Below are 16,708 nucleotides of genomic sequence, written 5' to 3'. Positions count from 1 at the left end.
GTGCTGCCGGCGGGGCAATCGGGCAGCTATTTGTTATGCTCTTGCCCTTTGCCGATCTGCGGACCCTGCCATGACTGCCATCGATACCGCTCGCCCGCCCCGGTTCAGCCGCGGCGACCATCGGACCCTGGGCCTGGCGGCGCTGGGCGGCGCGCTGGAAATCTACGACTTCATCATTTTCGTGTTCTTCGCGCTGACCCTCAGCCAGCTGTTCTTCCCGCCCGAGATGCCCGAATGGCTGCGCCTGCTGCAAAGCTTCGGGATCTTCGTCACCGGCTATCTGGCGCGGCCGCTGGGCGGCATCCTGATGGCGCACTTCGCCGACCATCTGGGGCGCAAGCGGGTATTCAGCCTGAGCATCCTGATGATGGCCCTGCCGTGCCTGCTGATCGGTGTGATGCCGACCTATGCCGACATCGGCTATGCCGCCCCGCTGATCCTGTTGGCCTTGCGCATCCTCCAGGGGGCTGCCGTAGGCGGTGAAGTGCCAAGCGCCTGGACGTTCGTTGCCGAGCACGCGCCAAACGGGCGGCGCGGCTATGCCCTGGGCTTTCTGCAGGCAGGGCTGACCTTCGGCTACCTGCTGGGGGCGCTGACCGCAACCTTGCTGGCGCAACTGTTCACTCCGCAGGAAATCCTCGATTACGCCTGGCGCTACCCGTTCCTGTTGGGTGGGGTGTTCGGTGTGATTGGTGTGTGGCTGCGCCGCTGGCTCAGTGAAACACCGGTGTTCCTCGCCCTGCGCGCTCGCCAGGAGCAACCTGTGACGTTTCCGCTGCGGCAAGTGCTGGGCGAGCACCGCCGGGCGTTGATCCCTGCCACGTTGCTGACCTGTGTGCTGACCTCGGCGGTGGTGGTGCTGGTGGTGATCACGCCGACGGTGATGCAGCAGCGTTTCGGCATGAGTGCCGGGCACACCTTCGCCCTGAGCAGCGTGGGCATCGTCTTCCTCAACATTGGCTGCGTGCTGGCCGGGCTGCTGGTCGACCGTGTGGGTGCCTGGCGCGCGCTGATGCTGTATAGCCTGTTGCTGCCGCTGGGTATCGGCGCGTTGTACGCCAGCCTGGTGGGGCAGTGGGGCATGACCTGGCTGGCCTATGCGCTGGCGGGGTTGAGCTGCGGCGTGGTGGGGGTGGTGCCCTCGGTGATGGTGGGGCTGTTCCCGGCGCAGATCCGCGTATCGGGCATTTCCTTCACCTACAACGTGGCCTACGCAGTGTGGGCCAGTACCACGCCGCTGGCACTGATTGCGCTGATGCCGTGGAGCCCGTGGGTGTGTGTCGGGTTTTGTCTGATCATGGGCGCGGTGGGGCTGCTGACAGCCTTGTATTTCGGGCGCCGTGAGCCATTGGTGTTTGCGGCGGAGCCGATGCCGGTCATGTGCGGCGACAAATGAGCCGGTAACGGCTGCGGGGCATTGGGGCAGACTTCCAGGTGGGGGCTATTGGAATAACCTATTAGCCAAATTTAACCTGGAAGGTTAATTTCTCATTGAAAAGAGAATGCCTCATTGCCCGCTGGAGCGGGTAAGAGCACTGGTGGGCGCTGGCCGCATCAGCCCTACAACCGCTTCCTTACGAGGCGCTCAGGCCTTGGGAATGGAATATGCGGACATGCTGGAGGTCATCACCGGTCTGGAGCGCAGAGATTTCTACAAAAGCATGACCAGTTATGCCGACCACCGCGTTTGGCAAGATGTCTATCGGCCGCTTACGGTAAAGGGATATCTGTACCTGAAACTGTCAGTGGTAGATGACGCGCTCATCGTGTCTTTCAAGGAGTTGTGAACATGAGATGCCCAATTTGCGGAGGTGCCGAGCTCGCGCTAGACACTCAGGACATGCCCTACCGGTATAAGGGGGAATCGACCCTGATACCTGATGTGACGGGCGATTACTGTTCTGTCTGTGGTGAGGCAGTGCTAAGTCATGACGAGGCTATGCGAGTCAGCGATCTGATGTCTGCCTTCAATCGCCAAGTCAATGCTCTAGACGTTGATCCCGATTTCATCGTTTCCGTACGCAAGAAATTTGATCTGGATCAGCGGGAGGCTGGGGAAATATTCGGTGGAGGAGTCAATGCTTTTTCACGTTATGAGAATGGCAAAACCAAACCGCCGGTGGCGCTGATCAAATTGTTCAAGTTGCTCGACCGTCACCCGGAGCTCTTTGAGGAAGTCAGGACTGCGTGAGGCGGTTGCCCGGCCTTGCTTGGGTTTCCAAATGACACTGTCTGTAGGCGCGGATAGCCAACAAAAAGCCCCCGGCCCATAAGGACCGGGGGCTTTTTGTTGCTGCAAGGGCAGGGGCCTTACATGTTCGGGTAGTTCGGCCCGCCAGCGCCTTCAGGGGTGACCCAGGTGATGTTCTGGGCCGGGTCCTTGATGTCGCAGGTCTTGCAGTGCACGCAGTTCTGCGCGTTGATCTGGAAACGCTTGTTGCCGTCTTCCTGGGTGACCACTTCGTACACGCCTGCCGGGCAGTAGCGCTGGGCAGGCTCGTCGTACAGCGGCAGGTTGCTGGCGATCGGTACGCTCGGATCGGTCAGCTTCAGGTGGCAGGGTTGTTCCTCTTCGTGGTTGGTGCTGGAGAGGAATACCGAGCTGAGCTTGTCGAAGCTGAGCTTGCCGTCCGGTTTCGGGTAGTCGATCTTTTTCGAGTCGGCGGCCAGCTTGAGGCAGGCATAGTCCGGCTTGGTGTCGTGCAGGGTGAACGGCAGCTTGCCACCGAACCAGTTCTGGTCGACATAGTTGAACGCCGCGCCCAGCAGCGGGCCGAACTTGTGCATGGCCGGGCCGAAGTTGCGGCTGGCGAACAGTTCTTCGTACAGCCAGCTGGCCTTGAAGGCGCTGACATAGCTGTTCAATTGATCGCCGCCTTCGCTGCCGGCGATCAATGCGTCGGCCACTGCTTCGGCGGCGAGCATGCCGGACTTCATCGCGGTATGGCTGCCCTTGATCTTGGCCACGTTCATGGTGCCCAGGTCGCAACCGATCAGCGCGCCACCATTGAAGACCATTTTCGGCAGCGAGTTGATGCCGCCCTTGGCCAAGGCGCGGGCGCCGTAGCTGATGCGCTTGCCGCCTTCGAGGTACTGGCTGATCACCGGGTGGTGCTTGAGCCGCTGGAATTCGTCGAACGGCGACAGGTAGGGGTTGGCATAGGACAGGTCGACGATCAGGCCGACCACCACCTGGTTGTTTTCCAGATGATAAAGGAACGAGCCACCGGTGTTTTCCTTGGCCACCACGTCCAGCGGCCAGCCGGCGGTGTGCACCACCAGGCCCTGTTCGTGCTTGGCCGGGTCGATTTCCCAGATTTCCTTCAGGCCGATGCCGTAGTGCTGGACGTCGGACTCGCTGTCGAGGTTGAAGCGCTTGATCAGCTGCTTGCCGATGTGGCCACGGCAGCCTTCGGCGAACAGGGTGTACTTGGCGCGCAGTTCCATGCCCGGGGTGTACAGGCCATCCTTGGGGTTGCCTTCACGGTCGACACCGAGGTCGCCGGTGACGATGCCGCGGACCACGCCGTTGTCGTCGAACAGCGCTTCCTGGGCGGCGAAGCCCGGGTAGATCTCCACACCGAGGTTCTCGGCCTGCTGGGCCAGCCAGCGGCACAGGTTGCCCAGCGAGATGATGTAGTTGCCATGGTTGTGCATGGTCTTGGGCACGAACAGGTCAGGCACCTTGGTCGCGCTACCGGCATCCTTGAGCACGTAGATGTCGTCGCGCTTCACTTCGGTGTTCAGCGGTGCGCCGAGTGCTTTCCAGTCGGGGAACAGCTCGTTCAGGGCGCGGGGCTCGAACACTGCGCCAGAGAGGATGTGGGCGCCGACTTCAGAGCCTTTCTCCACCACGCAGACGCTGATTTCGCTACCGGCTTCGGCGGCCTTCTGCTTCAGGCGGCAGGCGGCGGACAGGCCCGCCGGGCCGGCGCCGACGATGACCACGTCGAATTCCATGTATTCGCGTTCCACTGGTTCTCTCCTACTCATCAAGGCTCGTGCTGTTGCTTTGTCTTATGGGTGCGGGGCATTCGCAGCGGTTCTACGCAACGGCGGAACTGTAGCTGGGCAAATGACGGACTACACCGTTTTGTCTTGGCCGCGCATTATATCTACACCACTTGGCGGGTCCAATACAAACGTTTGTTTGAATTTGCCGCAGGCCAGTAAAATCACAGGAACGCGGCTGGAGGGTGACCGATTTGCCGTATTGACCGGAATGGGTGTTACGGTCAAGATACGAGCGGTTTTACGTTCGCCGTAGGCTTGCAGCCGGGCGCAGGTACACCTCTAAAGGCCAGGTGTGGAGCAGGGTTTTGCGGGCTTAGGCCGGTTTGTAGTGGAGTTTACACGCCACGACAGGAAATGACCCGTGAGGATTTGTCGCAAGAGTCCGAACAAGACTGTTTGGTCACTGTGAAGATGCTGCCTCCCGATACGTTTTTAGAGGTGCCCTTGTACCCACGCGCATCGCTGGGCTCTGCCCCAGGCGACTATCTATTCACCGGAGAGTAACGAGGAATCCATGAAGGTTCTTGTAGCTGTCAAACGAGTGGTCGACTACAACGTCAAGGTTCGCGTCAAAGCGGACAACTCCGGCGTCGACCTTGCTAACGTCAAGATGTCCATGAACCCCTTCTGCGAAATCGCCGTGGAAGAAGCCGTACGCCTGAAGGAAAAAGGCGTTGCGACCGAGATCGTCGTGGTTTCCGTCGGCCCGACCACCGCTCAGGAGCAACTGCGTACTGCCCTGGCCCTGGGTGCCGACCGTGCCATCCTGGTAGAAGCCGCTGACGAACTGAACTCCCTGGCCGTGGCCAAGGCGCTGAAGGCCGTTGTCGACAAGGAGCAGCCGCAGCTGGTCATCCTCGGCAAGCAGGCCATCGACAGTGACAACAACCAGACCGGCCAGATGCTGGCCGCGCTGACTGGCTTCGCCCAGGGTACCTTTGCGTCCAAGGTCGAAGTCGCTGGCGACAAGCTGAATGTCACCCGTGAAATCGATGGCGGCCTGCAGACCGTTGCACTGAACCTGCCCGCGATCGTCACCACCGACCTGCGCCTGAACGAGCCACGCTACGCGTCGCTGCCGAACATCATGAAGGCCAAGAAGAAGCCACTGGAGACTGTTACTCCAGACGCACTGGGCGTTTCCCTCGCCTCCACCAACAAGACCGTGAAGGTTGAAGCCCCGGCTGCCCGCAGCGCTGGCATCAAGGTCAAATCGGTGGCCGAACTGGTCGAGAAGCTGAAGAACGAAGCGAAGGTAATCTGATATGACTATCCTGGTTGTCGCTGACCTTCTACAAGGTCCGGAGAACGGTGCCGTAGCCCCGGCCACCCTGAACACTGTCGCCGCAGCCGCCAAGATCGGTGGTGATGTGCACGTGCTGGTCGCAGGCCAGAACGTCGGCGGCGTTGCTGAAGCCGCTGCCAAAATCTCTGGTGTTGCCAAGGTGCTGGTGGCTGATAACGCCGCCTACGCCCACGTCCTGCCGGAAAACGTCGCGCCGCTGATCGTCGAGCTGGCCAAGGGTTACAGCCACGTGCTGGCCCCGGCTACCACCAACGGCAAGAACATCCTGCCACGTGTTGCCGCGCTGCTGGACGTGGACCAGATCTCCGAGATCATCTCGGTCGAGTCCGCCGACACCTTCAAGCGCCCGATCTACGCGGGTAACGCTATTGCCACCGTGCAATCGAGCGCGGCCATCAAGGTGATCACCGTGCGTACCACCGGCTTCGACGCCGTGGCCGCCGAAGGTGGTTCGGCTGCCGTCGAGGCTGTTGGCGCTGCGCACAACGCCGGTATTTCGGCTTTCGTTGGCGAAGAGCTGGCCAAGTCCGACCGCCCAGAGCTGACCGCTGCCAAGATCGTCGTTTCCGGCGGCCGTGGCATGGGCAACGGTGACAACTTCAAACACCTGTACAGCCTGGCCGACAAGCTCGGCGCTGCGGTTGGTGCTTCGCGCGCCGCAGTCGACGCAGGCTTCGTGCCGAACGACATGCAGGTCGGCCAGACCGGCAAGATCGTTGCGCCACAGCTGTACATCGCCGTCGGTATCTCCGGCGCGATCCAGCACCTGGCCGGCATGAAAGACTCCAAAGTGATCGTGGCGATCAACAAGGACGAAGAAGCGCCGATCTTCCAGGTGGCCGACTACGGCCTGGTCGCTGACCTGTTCGAAGCGGTTCCGGAGCTGGAAAAGCTGGTCTGATCCGCCTGCTTCACTTATAAAGAACCCGGCCCTCGCTTTGAGGGTCGGGTTTTTTTATGGGTTGAGGAGTAAGGCATGACGTTGCGCGGAACGGGCAGGGTGCTGGCGTGCGTGGCGCTGTTGCTACCATCACTGGCTATGGCAGCAGGCAAATGCGAGCGCCTGGTGGCGACCGGTAGCCCAGATGCGCCGCCCTATTCGTGGCAAGACCCAAAAGACCCCGGGCACCTGATTGGCGCCAACGTCGACCTGTTGCGCCAGGTGGCTGGCGAACTGGGTGTGAAGGTCGAGGTGCTGAGTGCCGGTCGCCGTGATCAGGCGCTGGAAGAGGTGCGCAGTGGGCGCATGGACCTGCTGCTCGACACACCCTTGCAGGTGGAGCAACTGACCGCGCTGGACTACATCCATCCGCCGTTGCAGCTCAATGAGTACCTGGTGTGGACCCGCCATGATGCAGCGGTGACCTTTGATGGCCCGGCCGATCTGGCCAGATATCAGGGCAGTTTGTCCGAGCGTGCACGCCTGACCCCGGCCTTTACTGCGTTCGCCAAGGCACAGCTCAAGCTGGTGCCGGCGCAAAACCTGACCCAGGCCTTTCAGAAACTGGTACTCGGCCAGGTGGACTATGTGCTGGCTGGCCGTTACTCCGGTATGGCCATGGCCCAGAGCCTGGGCATGAGCAATGACCTGATAGCCCGCGGCTTGCCGGTGGACAGGCCGGGCCTGTACCTGGCGCTATCGCACAACTCGGCGTGTAATGACAGCTGGTTGCGTGGGCAATTGGCAAAAAAACTGACAGAATTGCCGATCTCTGGTGCATCCGAAGCTGTGCTGCAACGAAATGTCGAGCGCTGGAAAGCGCAGATGCAGGTACCGGCGGACGCCCCCAAACACTAGGAAGATTGCGTGAGAACCCAACCACTAATCCTTGCCCTGGCCGTGCTCGGCCTGGCTGGCTGCGCCAATGATCCGGCCCCTGAAGAGCAGATGCGCATTTCCGAACAGGCACTGGACCAGGCCAAGGCCGTCGGCGCCACTGAGCAGGTCGAAACGCTGAAACTGGCTGAAGACAAGTTGGCCCGCGCCAAGGCCAACATGCTTACCCAGGACTACCGCGATGCGCGCATGCGCGCTGAGCAAGCCGAGCTGGATGCGCGCCTGGCCGAGGCCCAGGTGCTGAACCAGAAGAGCGAAGAGCAGCTGCAGGTGCTGCAGTCGCGGGTCAAGCGCTTGCGCAAGCAACTGGAGGTACAGCCATGATCCGTCGTACGCCTTTGGCTGCACTGGCATTGTTGGCGCTGACGGCAGGTTTGCAAGGTTGCGCCAGCCAGCGCAGCAGTGCCGCGCTGGATGAGGCCACCGCTGCCTTCCAGGGGGTCAAAGATGATTCCGATGTGCTGCGCAGCGCGCCGCGTGACGTGATTCGGGCGGGTGAGTCGCTGGCTCGCGCCGAGCGCCTGTCCAGTTACATCGGCACCGGTTCCGATGTGCGGCATTATGCTTACCTCAGCCAGCGCTACAGCGAGATTGCCCGCGAGCATGCCAAGCTGGCGCTGAACCAGGAGCGCCAGGCCAAGCTCGACCTGGAGCGCCAGCGCCTGCAGCTGGCCTTGCGTGAGGCCAAACTGGCCAGCGTGCAGCAGCAGGGCAAGTGGGTAGAGTCGCAGATTGCCGCGTTGGCTTCGGAGCAGGCCGACCGTGGCTTGGTGATGACCTTGGGCGATGTGCTGTTCGATACCGGCAGTGCCGACCTGAAGAACTCGGCCAGCCGGACTGTGCTCAAGCTGGTGCAGTTCCTGCAGCTCAATCCGCGCCGGGTAGTGCGTATCGAGGGCTATACCGACAGTACTGGCGCGGGCGAGGAGAATCTCAAGCTGTCGCGCGACCGGGCGCAGTCCGTGGCCGACATGCTTGTGGACCTGGGCATCGACGAAAAGCGCCTGCAGGTTGAAGGCTATGGCGACCAGTACCCGATCGAGGCCAATGCTTCGGAGAGGGGCAGGGCGCAGAACCGTCGGGTGGAGATCGTATTCTCCGATGACAAGGGGCGGCTCGCACCGGCGCGCTGAGTCTTGTGGAAATGGGCCGCTTTGCGGCCCGTTTTATGTCGGTTTAATCGTTTCGATAGCTGTCACGCTGTTGTATTGTCGACTACGTTGCAATCTGTCCCAGTACACTTTGCAACTGTTACGGTATCCTCTACCGTCAGTGACCCGTACAAGAACAACGAGCATGTCGACATGACCAACCTGCTGCTGTACCAGCGTATCGCCCAGCAACTGGCCGATGATATCCGTCGCGGTGTCTACCAGCCAGGCGAGCGGGTACCCTCCGTGCGCAAGATGAGCGCCCAGCTCAATGTCAGCCATGCCACGGTGTTGCAGGCCTATGCCAATCTCGAGGACCAGGGGCTTATCCGGGCGCGGCCGCAGTCTGGCTATTACGTGCACCAGACCCCTGCCTTGACCGCGCAAACCCCGGACATCGCTCGGGTGGAGCGCCCGGGCCTGGTCACGCGCGCCAGCATCATCCAGCAGGTGCTGACTGAGGCGCGCCGCGATGGTGTGTTCCCGTTTGGCGCTGCTGTGCCGCATGTCGACTACCTGCCAGTGCGCGCCCTGCATCAGCAAATCGCCAAGGTGACGCGCTTCCATAGCCCGCGCGCCTTCAGCTACATGTTCAGCCCCGGTTTCGAGCCGCTGCGCCGACAGATCGCCATACGCATGCGCGATGCCGGCGTGCTGGTCGACCCGCGCGAAGTGATCGTGACCCATGGGTGTGTCGATGCCCTGCAGATGTCGTTGCGGGTGCTGACCCGCCCAGGTGACCTGATCGCCGCCGAGTCACCGACCTATTACGGCTTGCTGCAGCTGGCAGACCTGCTGGGTTTGAAAGTGATCGAAATCCCCAGTGACCCGTCCACCGGTATCAGCCTCGAAGCCTTGCAACTGGCGGCTAACCAATGGTCGATCAAGGCGCTGGTGCTCACTGCGCGCTTGAGCAACCCGCTGGGCGGCACCGTTCCCGAAGAGCGGCAAAAGCAATTGCTGCGCCTGGCCTCGGACTTCGATATCCAGATCATCGAGGATGACATCTACGGTGAGCTGATGTTCGAGCAAGGCAAGACCAAGGCGCTGAAGGCGTTCGACCGGCTGGACCGGGTGATCTACTGTTCGAGCTTCTCCAAGACCCTGTCCCCTGGCGTGCGGGTGGGGTGGATGATCGCCGGGCGTTACCAGGACGAAATTCAGCGCCTGCAGACTTTTACCACCCACTCGGCCTGTAGCGTGACGCAGATGGGCGTGGCAGCCTACCTGGAAAATGGCGGCTACGACCGGCATCTGCGCTACATACGCCAGGAATATCGCAAGAACCTCAGTGCCTATCAGCTGGCAGTGCAGCAGCACTTCCCCGAGGGTACCCAGATGACCCGGCCGACAGGCGGCTTCATCCTCTGGGTGAGCCTGCCTGGTCGGGTCAATACCCAGGAGCTGCATGTGCGCGCGCTGGAGCAGGGCATCAGTATTGCACCAGGACTGATATTCAGTAACACAGAGCAGTTCAACCACTGTGTCCGACTCAATTGCGGCATACCTTGGAATAAAGAGGCCGAGCGGGCTGTGATTACGCTCGGTTTGCTGGCGCAGCAGTTGTGCAGGGAGACTGCGGTCACGCTGTTGTAAGGCTTGCAAGCCGCCTGTGGAACAGGGAGCATAGGCATTTTTCCTGCCAGTCTGTCCATTTGCCATGAACGCTTCGCGCTGCTTTGTCCTGATCGTGTGCCTTCTGACGTTCTGCTGCCCGGTCGTCCCTGCCTTGGCTGCGCAACCGGCAAACCAGGCTCAAACAGCTCAGGGTAAGCACGTGCCAAAAAAGGCGACTGCCAAGACTGCACACAAGCCGGTCAGCAAAGCCGTTGCCAAGCCCTTGCCCAAGACAAATCTGGACCTCAGCCTGCCAGTCGAGATGGTCGACAACCTTGAGCCGAATGTGGGCACGCCTTCGCCAATCCAGCGGCGCAAACCTTTGTTGCCGCCCATGTTCACAGAAAAGCCAGAGACCAATGACAGTCCGTATCAGCTCAATGGCCGGCTGATCAACAACGAAATGCAGCTGCAACTGCGCAATGACAGCCGTCATGACGTGGAAGGAGCTGCCATCGATTTCGAGTATCGCCAATAGGCGGGAACTGACTGCCAGGTCACAGCAGATTTCATCGTGCCAGCAATTTCAAACGACTGTTTGAGCGGTTACTATCCAGGGACGTTCGTCCCGTTTTGTTCCAGGGAGTCCTGATTTTGGTGAATAGCCATGCAATGCCGTGAGGGCTGTGGTGCCTGCTGCATCGCCCCGTCCATCACTTCTGCGATGCCGCGAATGCCCAATGGCAAGCCGGCGGGTGAGCGCTGCCTGCACCTGACTGCGGCCAACCTTTGCGACCTGTTCGGCAAGCCTGAGCGGCCGGCGGTGTGCGGTGGTTTCAAGGCAGATGTCGAGGTGTGCGGCAGTGATCGTGACGAGGCAATCAGGATTCTTGGCTGGTGGGAGCAGATGACGGCGGCGTGACAGGCTGGATCTTCGACAACAAGGATAAACATGATGAGATCGTTCAAGCGTATTGCACTGCTGTGTGGTGTGGGTGTTCTGCTGTCGCCTGTGGCCTGGGCTGAAAACTGGCAAGTGGCCAAGGACGAGGAGGGCATCAAGGTATCCCTCAGTGAGGTGGCCGGGTCCAAGTACAAGGCCTATCGCGGTGTGACCGTGATCAAGGCGCCGCTGGCCAAGGTCGAGGCGCTGCAGGAGGACGTGTCCGGGGCTTGTGCCTGGATTCACGAATGCAAGTCGCAGAAGCTGCTCAAGCACGAAGGTGACCAGAGCTGGACCTATACCCAGTTCAATACGCCATGGCCGGTGACGCCGCGTGATTCCGTGCTGCACATTACGACCGTCAAGGAGGCGGATGGCAGCCTGACCCGTAACCTGAAAGAAGAGCCGACTTACCTGCCGGAAGAGAAGGGTTTTGTTCGGGTGGCAAAAGTCGACGGCTTCTGGAAGCTGGTGCCCAAGGGTGACAGCACTGAAGTGACCTACCAGGTGCACACCGAGCCAGGTGGTAGCGTGCCGGCGATGGTGGCCAACAAGTTCGTGGTGGATGCGCCGTTCAATACCCTGAAAGGGCTGCGCGAGCGGGCGGAGAAAAACTGAGGTTTTGTGGTGTCTGTGCCGGCCTCTTCGCGGGCTTGCCCGCTCCCACAGGTACAGCGCAGCCCTCGAGATCTGTGCAGTACCTGTGGGAGCGGGCAAGCCCGCGAAGAGGCCGGTACAGGACAAATGAAAAAGGCTGCCCGAGGGCAGCCTTCTTGCGTTCGGCTACTGCAGCTTACTTGCGGTCTTTCAGGGCAACGATGTCGCGCTTCTGCTCGCCGGTGTACAGCTGGCGCGGACGGCCGATCTTGTACGGGCTGGAGAGCATTTCTTTCCAGTGCGAGATCCAGCCCACGGTACGTGCCAGGGCGAAGATCACGGTGAACATGCTGGTCGGAATACCGATCGCCTTGAGGATGATCCCCGAGTAGAAGTCGACGTTCGGGTACAGCGAGCGCTCGATGAAGTAAGGATCGGTCAGGGCGATCTCTTCCAGGCGCATGGCCAGTTCCAGCTGCGGGTCGTTCTTGATGCCCAGCTCGCGCAGGACTTCGTCGCAGGTCTGCTTCATCACGGTGGCGCGCGGGTCGCGGTTCTTGTACACGCGGTGACCGAAGCCCATCAGCTTGAACGGGTCGTTCTTGTCCTTGGCCTTGGCGATGAATTTGTCGATGTTCGAGACATCGCCGATTTCATCCAGCATGGTCAGTACGGCTTCGTTCGCACCGCCGTGGGCCGGGCCCCACAGTGCGGCGATACCGGCGGCGATACAGGCGAACGGGTTGGCACCCGACGAGCCTGCCAGACGAACGGTGGAGGTGGAGGCGTTCTGCTCGTGGTCGGCGTGGAGGATGAAGATCCGGTCCATTGCCTTGGCCAGCACCGGGCTGATCGGTTTGATCTCGCACGGGGTGTTGAACATCATGTGCAGGAAGTTTTCCGCGTACGACAGGTCGTTGCGCGGGTACATCATCGGCTGGCCCATGGAGTACTTGTAAACCATCGCAGCCAGGGTCGGCATCTTGGCGACCAGGCGCACCGCGGAGATTTCGCGGTGTTGCGGGTTATTGATGTCCAGGGAGTCGTGATAGAACGCCGACAGGGCGCCGACTACGCCGCACATCACCGCCATCGGGTGAGCGTCGCGACGGAAGCCGTTGAAGAAGGACTTCAGCTGCTCGTGAACCATGGTGTGGTTCTTGACGGTGCTGACGAACTGGGCCTTCTGCTCGGCGTTCGGCAGTTCGCCATTGAGCAGCAGGTAGCAGGTTTCGAGGTAGTCGGACTGTTCGGCGAGTTGCTCGATCGGGTAGCCGCGGTGCAGCAGGATACCTTTGTCGCCGTCAATATAGGTGATCTTCGACTCGCACGAGGCAGTCGCCATGAAACCTGGGTCGAAGGTGAAGTGACCAGTGGCCCCTAACCCGCGGACGTCGATTACATCAGGACCAACGGTGCCGGTTAAAATGGGCAGCTCGACGGGGGCAGCGCCCTCGATGACCAACTGCGCTTTTTTGTCAGCCATGTGGCCTCCTATTAATGCTTGAAATCATCAGACAGACCCCCCACGCAGGGCCCGCACCACTATAGAGGGATAAATTCAGATGTCAATTTGCCTAAAGGCTTGTTGAATCAGGCATTCAAGCCTGATTTTTCCCGAAATTCTCGCCCATTTACGCCTTTTGTTCATTAAAGGCAATGCGCTATTTGGGCTACCCCGTCACGTTGTCATAAGCAGCCTAACTGTCTATACTCGGCACCCGACCGCCAGGGGCTTGCAAGCCCGAACTGCTGGGGGTCGCCGTTCCCTGGGTGGTGGGTACCTGACCAGTACACTTACCAACAACTTTGCCCTGATTCGCTAGGGGCTCTTCAGTGTGAAAAAAGCCGTGAAAAGCCAACGACCTGTAAACCTAGACCTAAGGACCATCAAGCTCCCCGTCACTGCGTACACGTCCATCCTGCACCGTATCTCCGGCGTCATCCTGTTCATCGGCCTTGCCATCATGCTTTATGCACTGGGCAAGTCGCTGGGTTCCGAGGAAGGCTTCGGTGAGGTGAAGGCGTGTCTGACCAGCCCGCTGGCCAAGTTCGTGACCTGGGGCCTGCTGTCCGCCCTGCTTTATCACCTCGTGGCAGGTGTTCGTCACCTGATCATGGACATGGGTATCGGTGAGACGCTGGAAGGCGGCAAGCTGGGCTCGAAAATCGTGATCGTCATCTCCGTGGTGCTGATCGTTCTGGTGGGAGTTTGGGTATGGTAACCAATGTCACGAACCTGTCGCGTTCGGGCCTCTATGACTGGATGGCGCAGCGCGTTTCTGCGGTCGTTCTCGCGGCTTACTTCCTCTTCCTGATCGGCTACGTGGTCGCCCACCCAGGCATCGACTACACCCAGTGGCATGGTCTGTTCTCCAACAACGCGATGCGGATCTTCAGTCTGCTGGCCCTCGTTGCCCTGGGCGCTCACGCCTGGGTCGGCATGTGGACCATTGCAACCGACTACCTGACGCCTATGTCGTTCGGCAAGTCGGCAACTGCGATTCGTTTCCTGTTCCAGGCGGTATGCGGCGTTGCGATGTTCGCTTACTTCGTCTGGGGTGTGCAGATTCTCTGGGGTATCTGATCCATGGCTAGCATTCCAACCATTTCCTTCGACGCCATCATCATCGGTGGCGGCGGCGCCGGCATGCGCGCAGCGCTGCAACTGGCTCAAGGCGGCCACAAGACTGCCGTAGTCACCAAGGTCTTCCCGACCCGTTCGCACACCGTATCCGCCCAGGGCGGCATCACCTGCGCCATCGCTTCGGCCGACCCGAACGACGACTGGCGCTGGCACATGTACGATACCGTCAAGGGTTCCGACTACATCGGTGACCAGGACGCTATCGAATACATGTGTCAGGAAGGCCCGGCTGCGGTCTTCGAGCTGGATCACATGGGTCTGCCGTTCTCGCGCACCGAAACCGGCCGCATCTACCAGCGCCCGTTCGGTGGTCAGTCCAAGGACTTCGGTAAGGGTGGCCAGGCCGCCCGTACCTGTGCCGCTTCCGACCGTACCGGTCACGCACTGCTGCACACCCTGTACCAGGGCAACCTGAAAGCGGGCACCACGTTCCTCAACGAGTACTACGCAGTTGACCTGGTGAAGAACCAGGACGGCGCATTCGTGGGTGTGATCGCCATCTGCATCGAAACCGGCGAAACCCTGTACATCAAGTCCAAGGCCACCGTGTTGGCCACTGGCGGTGCGGGCCGTATCTACGCGTCCACCACCAATGCCCTGATCAACACCGGTGACGGTATCGGCATGGCCCTGCGTGCAGGCGTGCCGGTGCAGGACATCGAAATGTGGCAGTTCCACCCGACCGGTATCGCCGGCGCCGGTGTACTGGTCACCGAGGGTTGCCGCGGTGAAGGTGGCTACCTGATCAACGCCCACGGCGAGCGCTTCATGGAGCGTTACGCGCCGAACGCCAAAGACCTGGCCGGCCGCGACGTGGTTGCCCGTTCCATGGTCAAGGAAATCATCGCCGGCAACGGCGTGGGCCCGAACAAGGACCACGTACTGCTGAAGCTGGACCACCTGGGCGAGGAAGTGCTGCACAGCCGCCTGCCAGGTATCTGCGAACTGTCCAAGACCTTCGCCCACGTCGACCCTGTGGTCGCGCCGGTGCCGGTCGTGCCGACCTGCCACTACATGATGGGCGGCGTTGCCACCAACATTCATGGCCAGGCCATCACCATGGACGCCGACGGCCAGGATCACATCATCCCGGGCCTGTTCGCCGTAGGTGAAGTGGCGTGCGTATCGGTTCACGGTGCCAACCGCCTGGGCGGCAACTCGCTGCTCGACCTGGTGGTGTTCGGCCGTGCTGCCGGCCTGCACCTGGAGAAGGCGCTGAGCGAAGGCGTGGAATACCGCGACGCCAGCGACACCGACGTCGATGTTGCCCTGAACCGCCTGAACAAGCTCAACGAGCGTACCAGCGGTGAAGACGTTGCCAGCCTGAAGCGCGAGCTGCAGAGCTGCATGCAGAACTACTTCGGTGTATTCCGTACTGGCGAATACATGCAGAAGGGTATCGAGCAGCTGGCCGGTCTGCGTGACCGTATCGCCAACGTCAAGATCAACGACAAGTCCCAGGCCTTCAACACCGCGCGTATCGAAGCGCTGGAGCTGCAGAACCTGCTGGAAGTCGCCGAAGCTACCGCTATCGCGGCCGAAGCCCGTAAAGAGTCCCGCGGTGCTCACGCCCGTGAAGACTTCGAAGACCGTGACGACGAAAACTGGCTGTGCCACACCCTGTACTACCCGGGTGAGAAGCGCGTTGCCAAGCGCGGCGTCAACTTTGCGCCGAAGACTGTTCCAGCCTTCGAACCAAAAGTCCGGACTTACTAAGGGTGGCTGCTATGTTGAAAGTCGAAGTTTATCGTTACAACCCGGATACCGATTCGGCGCCAAAAATGGAGTCGTTCGACGTCGATACCGGCGGCAAGGACCTGATGGTGCTGGATGTATTGGCACTGATCAAGGAAAAGGACGAGGGTTTCTCGTACCGTCGCTCCTGCCGTGAAGGCGTTTGCGGTTCCGATGGCATGAACATGAACGGCAAGAACGGCCTGGCCTGCATCACCCCGCTGTCGGCGGTGGTGAAAGGCGGCAAGCTGGTTCTGCGTCCTCTGCCAGGCCTGCCGGTCATTCGTGACCTGGTGGTCGATATGAGCATCTTCTACAAGCAGTACGAGAAGGTGAAGCCGTTCCTGCAGAACGACACCCCGGCCCCGGCCATCGAGCGCCTGCAGTCGCCGGAAGACCGTGACAAGCTGGACGGCCTGTACGAGTGCATCCTGTGCGCTTGCTGCTCGACTTCCTGCCCGTCGTTCTGGTGGAACCCGGACAAGTTCCTGGGCCCGGCAGCATTGCTGCAAGCCTACCGCTTCCTTGCCGACAGCCGCGATACCAAGACTCAGGAGCGCCTGGCGTCCCTGGATGACCCGTTCAGCGTATTCCGCTGCCGCGGGATCATGAACTGCGTAAACGTTTGCCCGAAAGGTCTGAACCCGACCAAGGCAATCGGTCACGTACGTAACATGCTGCTGCAAAGCGGCACCTGATACAAAGCGTTGTACCTGCAGTAAGCCGAGGTGCGGGTGGTGAGCCCGCACTGAGGTAAAACCCGAACAAGGGCCCACAAAGCCCGCGTTCATTACCTATGAAGATATGAGACCAGCAGGGGCTTTCCGGGCTGGTACCCGGAAAATCAGCAGGATCCAGGTGGCGTGGTTCAGTCGCTGTTTTCGGACTTTTCCAGGTTTGCTGTGGCTCTCGCCGATCAGTC

General features: G+C 60.7%; 18 protein-coding genes. 16 read left to right on the top strand and 2 right to left on the bottom strand.

Going from position 1 to position 16,708, the window contains the following annotated elements; all coding sequences use genetic code 11:
• Nucleotides 1-70 precede the first annotated feature (70 nt).
• From V7787_RS17270 to V7787_RS17260, 3 genes are all read left to right on the top strand, one after another.
• Complete coding sequence (locus V7787_RS17270; RefSeq protein WP_336088753.1) at nucleotides 71-1,396, top strand: MFS transporter; 1,326 nt, start codon at nucleotides 71-73, stop codon at nucleotides 1,394-1,396.
• Nucleotides 1,397-1,490: 94 nt separating this feature from the next.
• Nucleotides 1,491-1,787: a type II toxin-antitoxin system MqsR family toxin gene (locus V7787_RS17265; RefSeq protein ID WP_064493136.1), complete on the top strand. Its 297-nt coding sequence runs from the start codon at nucleotides 1,491-1,493 to the stop codon at nucleotides 1,785-1,787.
• A 2-nt stretch (nucleotides 1,788-1,789) separates the two neighbouring features.
• Nucleotides 1,790-2,191: a type II toxin-antitoxin system MqsA family antitoxin gene (locus V7787_RS17260; RefSeq protein WP_019437852.1), complete on the top strand. Its 402-nt coding sequence runs from the start codon at nucleotides 1,790-1,792 to the stop codon at nucleotides 2,189-2,191.
• A gap of 119 nt (nucleotides 2,192-2,310) precedes the next feature.
• Here the strand turns inward: V7787_RS17260 and V7787_RS17255 are convergent, their stop codons facing one another.
• Nucleotides 2,311-3,993: an electron transfer flavoprotein-ubiquinone oxidoreductase gene (locus V7787_RS17255; RefSeq protein ID WP_023389616.1), complete on the bottom strand. Its 1,683-nt coding sequence runs from the start codon at nucleotides 3,991-3,993 to the stop codon at nucleotides 2,311-2,313.
• A gap of 535 nt (nucleotides 3,994-4,528) precedes the next feature.
• On the opposite strand from V7787_RS17255, the gene V7787_RS17250 reads away from it, so the two are divergent.
• The 9 genes from V7787_RS17250 (at nucleotide 4,529) to V7787_RS17210 (ending at nucleotide 11,426) form a co-directional block, all read left to right on the top strand.
• Nucleotides 4,529-5,278, top strand: a complete 750-nt coding sequence (locus tag V7787_RS17250; protein ID WP_003254232.1) for an electron transfer flavoprotein subunit beta/FixA family protein — start codon at nucleotides 4,529-4,531, stop codon at nucleotides 5,276-5,278.
• A 1-nt stretch (nucleotide 5,279) separates the two neighbouring features.
• Complete coding sequence (locus tag V7787_RS17245) at nucleotides 5,280-6,221, top strand: electron transfer flavoprotein subunit alpha/FixB family protein (RefSeq protein WP_004573654.1); 942 nt, start codon at nucleotides 5,280-5,282, stop codon at nucleotides 6,219-6,221.
• A gap of 75 nt (nucleotides 6,222-6,296) precedes the next feature.
• Nucleotides 6,297-7,118 carry a substrate-binding periplasmic protein gene (locus V7787_RS17240; RefSeq protein WP_020193859.1) on the top strand — a complete coding sequence of 274 codons (822 nt, stop codon included), beginning with the start codon at nucleotides 6,297-6,299 and terminating at the stop codon, nucleotides 7,116-7,118.
• A gap of 9 nt (nucleotides 7,119-7,127) precedes the next feature.
• Nucleotides 7,128-7,481: a DUF4398 domain-containing protein gene (locus tag V7787_RS17235; RefSeq protein ID WP_014859265.1), complete on the top strand. Its 354-nt coding sequence runs from the start codon at nucleotides 7,128-7,130 to the stop codon at nucleotides 7,479-7,481.
• Nucleotides 7,478-8,290: an OmpA family protein gene (locus V7787_RS17230; RefSeq protein WP_233693018.1), complete on the top strand. Its 813-nt coding sequence runs from the start codon at nucleotides 7,478-7,480 to the stop codon at nucleotides 8,288-8,290. The genes V7787_RS17235 and V7787_RS17230 overlap by 4 nt, the downstream gene beginning before the upstream one ends.
• 171 nt (nucleotides 8,291-8,461) lie before the next feature.
• Nucleotides 8,462-9,904, top strand: coding sequence for an aminotransferase-like domain-containing protein (locus V7787_RS17225; RefSeq protein ID WP_003254223.1), 1,443 nt, complete (start codon nucleotides 8,462-8,464; stop codon nucleotides 9,902-9,904).
• A gap of 64 nt (nucleotides 9,905-9,968) precedes the next feature.
• Nucleotides 9,969-10,403 carry a hypothetical protein gene (locus V7787_RS17220; RefSeq protein WP_336088752.1) on the top strand — a complete coding sequence of 145 codons (435 nt, stop codon included), beginning with the start codon at nucleotides 9,969-9,971 and terminating at the stop codon, nucleotides 10,401-10,403.
• 129 nt (nucleotides 10,404-10,532) lie between these two features.
• A complete protein-coding gene (locus tag V7787_RS17215) occupies nucleotides 10,533-10,787 on the top strand; it encodes a YkgJ family cysteine cluster protein (RefSeq protein ID WP_019437847.1) in 255 nt (84 codons plus the stop codon).
• Nucleotides 10,788-10,820: 33 nt separating this feature from the next.
• Nucleotides 10,821-11,426, top strand: a complete 606-nt coding sequence (locus V7787_RS17210) for an START domain-containing protein (RefSeq protein WP_043195569.1) — start codon at nucleotides 10,821-10,823, stop codon at nucleotides 11,424-11,426.
• 175 nt (nucleotides 11,427-11,601) lie between these two features.
• On the opposite strand, the gene gltA is transcribed toward V7787_RS17210, so the two are convergent.
• Entirely contained in the window at nucleotides 11,602-12,891 is a 1,290-nt protein-coding gene (gene gltA / locus V7787_RS17205) for a citrate synthase (RefSeq protein ID WP_003254218.1), read from the bottom strand.
• 352 nt (nucleotides 12,892-13,243) lie between these two features.
• Between gltA and sdhC the strand changes: the two genes are divergently transcribed.
• The 4 genes from sdhC to V7787_RS17185 are packed head-to-tail and all read left to right on the top strand — an operon-like array spanning nucleotide 13,244 to nucleotide 16,484.
• Nucleotides 13,244-13,630, top strand: coding sequence for a succinate dehydrogenase, cytochrome b556 subunit (gene sdhC, locus V7787_RS17200; RefSeq protein ID WP_008091902.1), 387 nt, complete (start codon nucleotides 13,244-13,246; stop codon nucleotides 13,628-13,630).
• Complete coding sequence (gene sdhD / locus V7787_RS17195; protein WP_003254214.1) at nucleotides 13,624-13,992, top strand: succinate dehydrogenase, hydrophobic membrane anchor protein; 369 nt, start codon at nucleotides 13,624-13,626, stop codon at nucleotides 13,990-13,992. Before sdhC ends, sdhD begins: the two co-directional genes overlap by 7 nt.
• A gap of 3 nt (nucleotides 13,993-13,995) precedes the next feature.
• On the top strand, nucleotides 13,996-15,768 hold the full coding sequence (sdhA, locus tag V7787_RS17190; RefSeq protein ID WP_003254213.1) for a succinate dehydrogenase flavoprotein subunit: 1,773 nt from the start codon (nucleotides 13,996-13,998) through the stop codon (nucleotides 15,766-15,768).
• A gap of 11 nt (nucleotides 15,769-15,779) precedes the next feature.
• Entirely contained in the window at nucleotides 15,780-16,484 is a 705-nt protein-coding gene (locus V7787_RS17185) for a succinate dehydrogenase iron-sulfur subunit (protein ID WP_003254212.1), read from the top strand.
• Nucleotides 16,485-16,708 lie beyond the last annotated feature (224 nt).

It is taken from the genome of Pseudomonas sp. CGJS7, from assembly GCF_036961695.1.
This window is presented reverse-complemented; position numbering and strand designations above follow the sequence as displayed.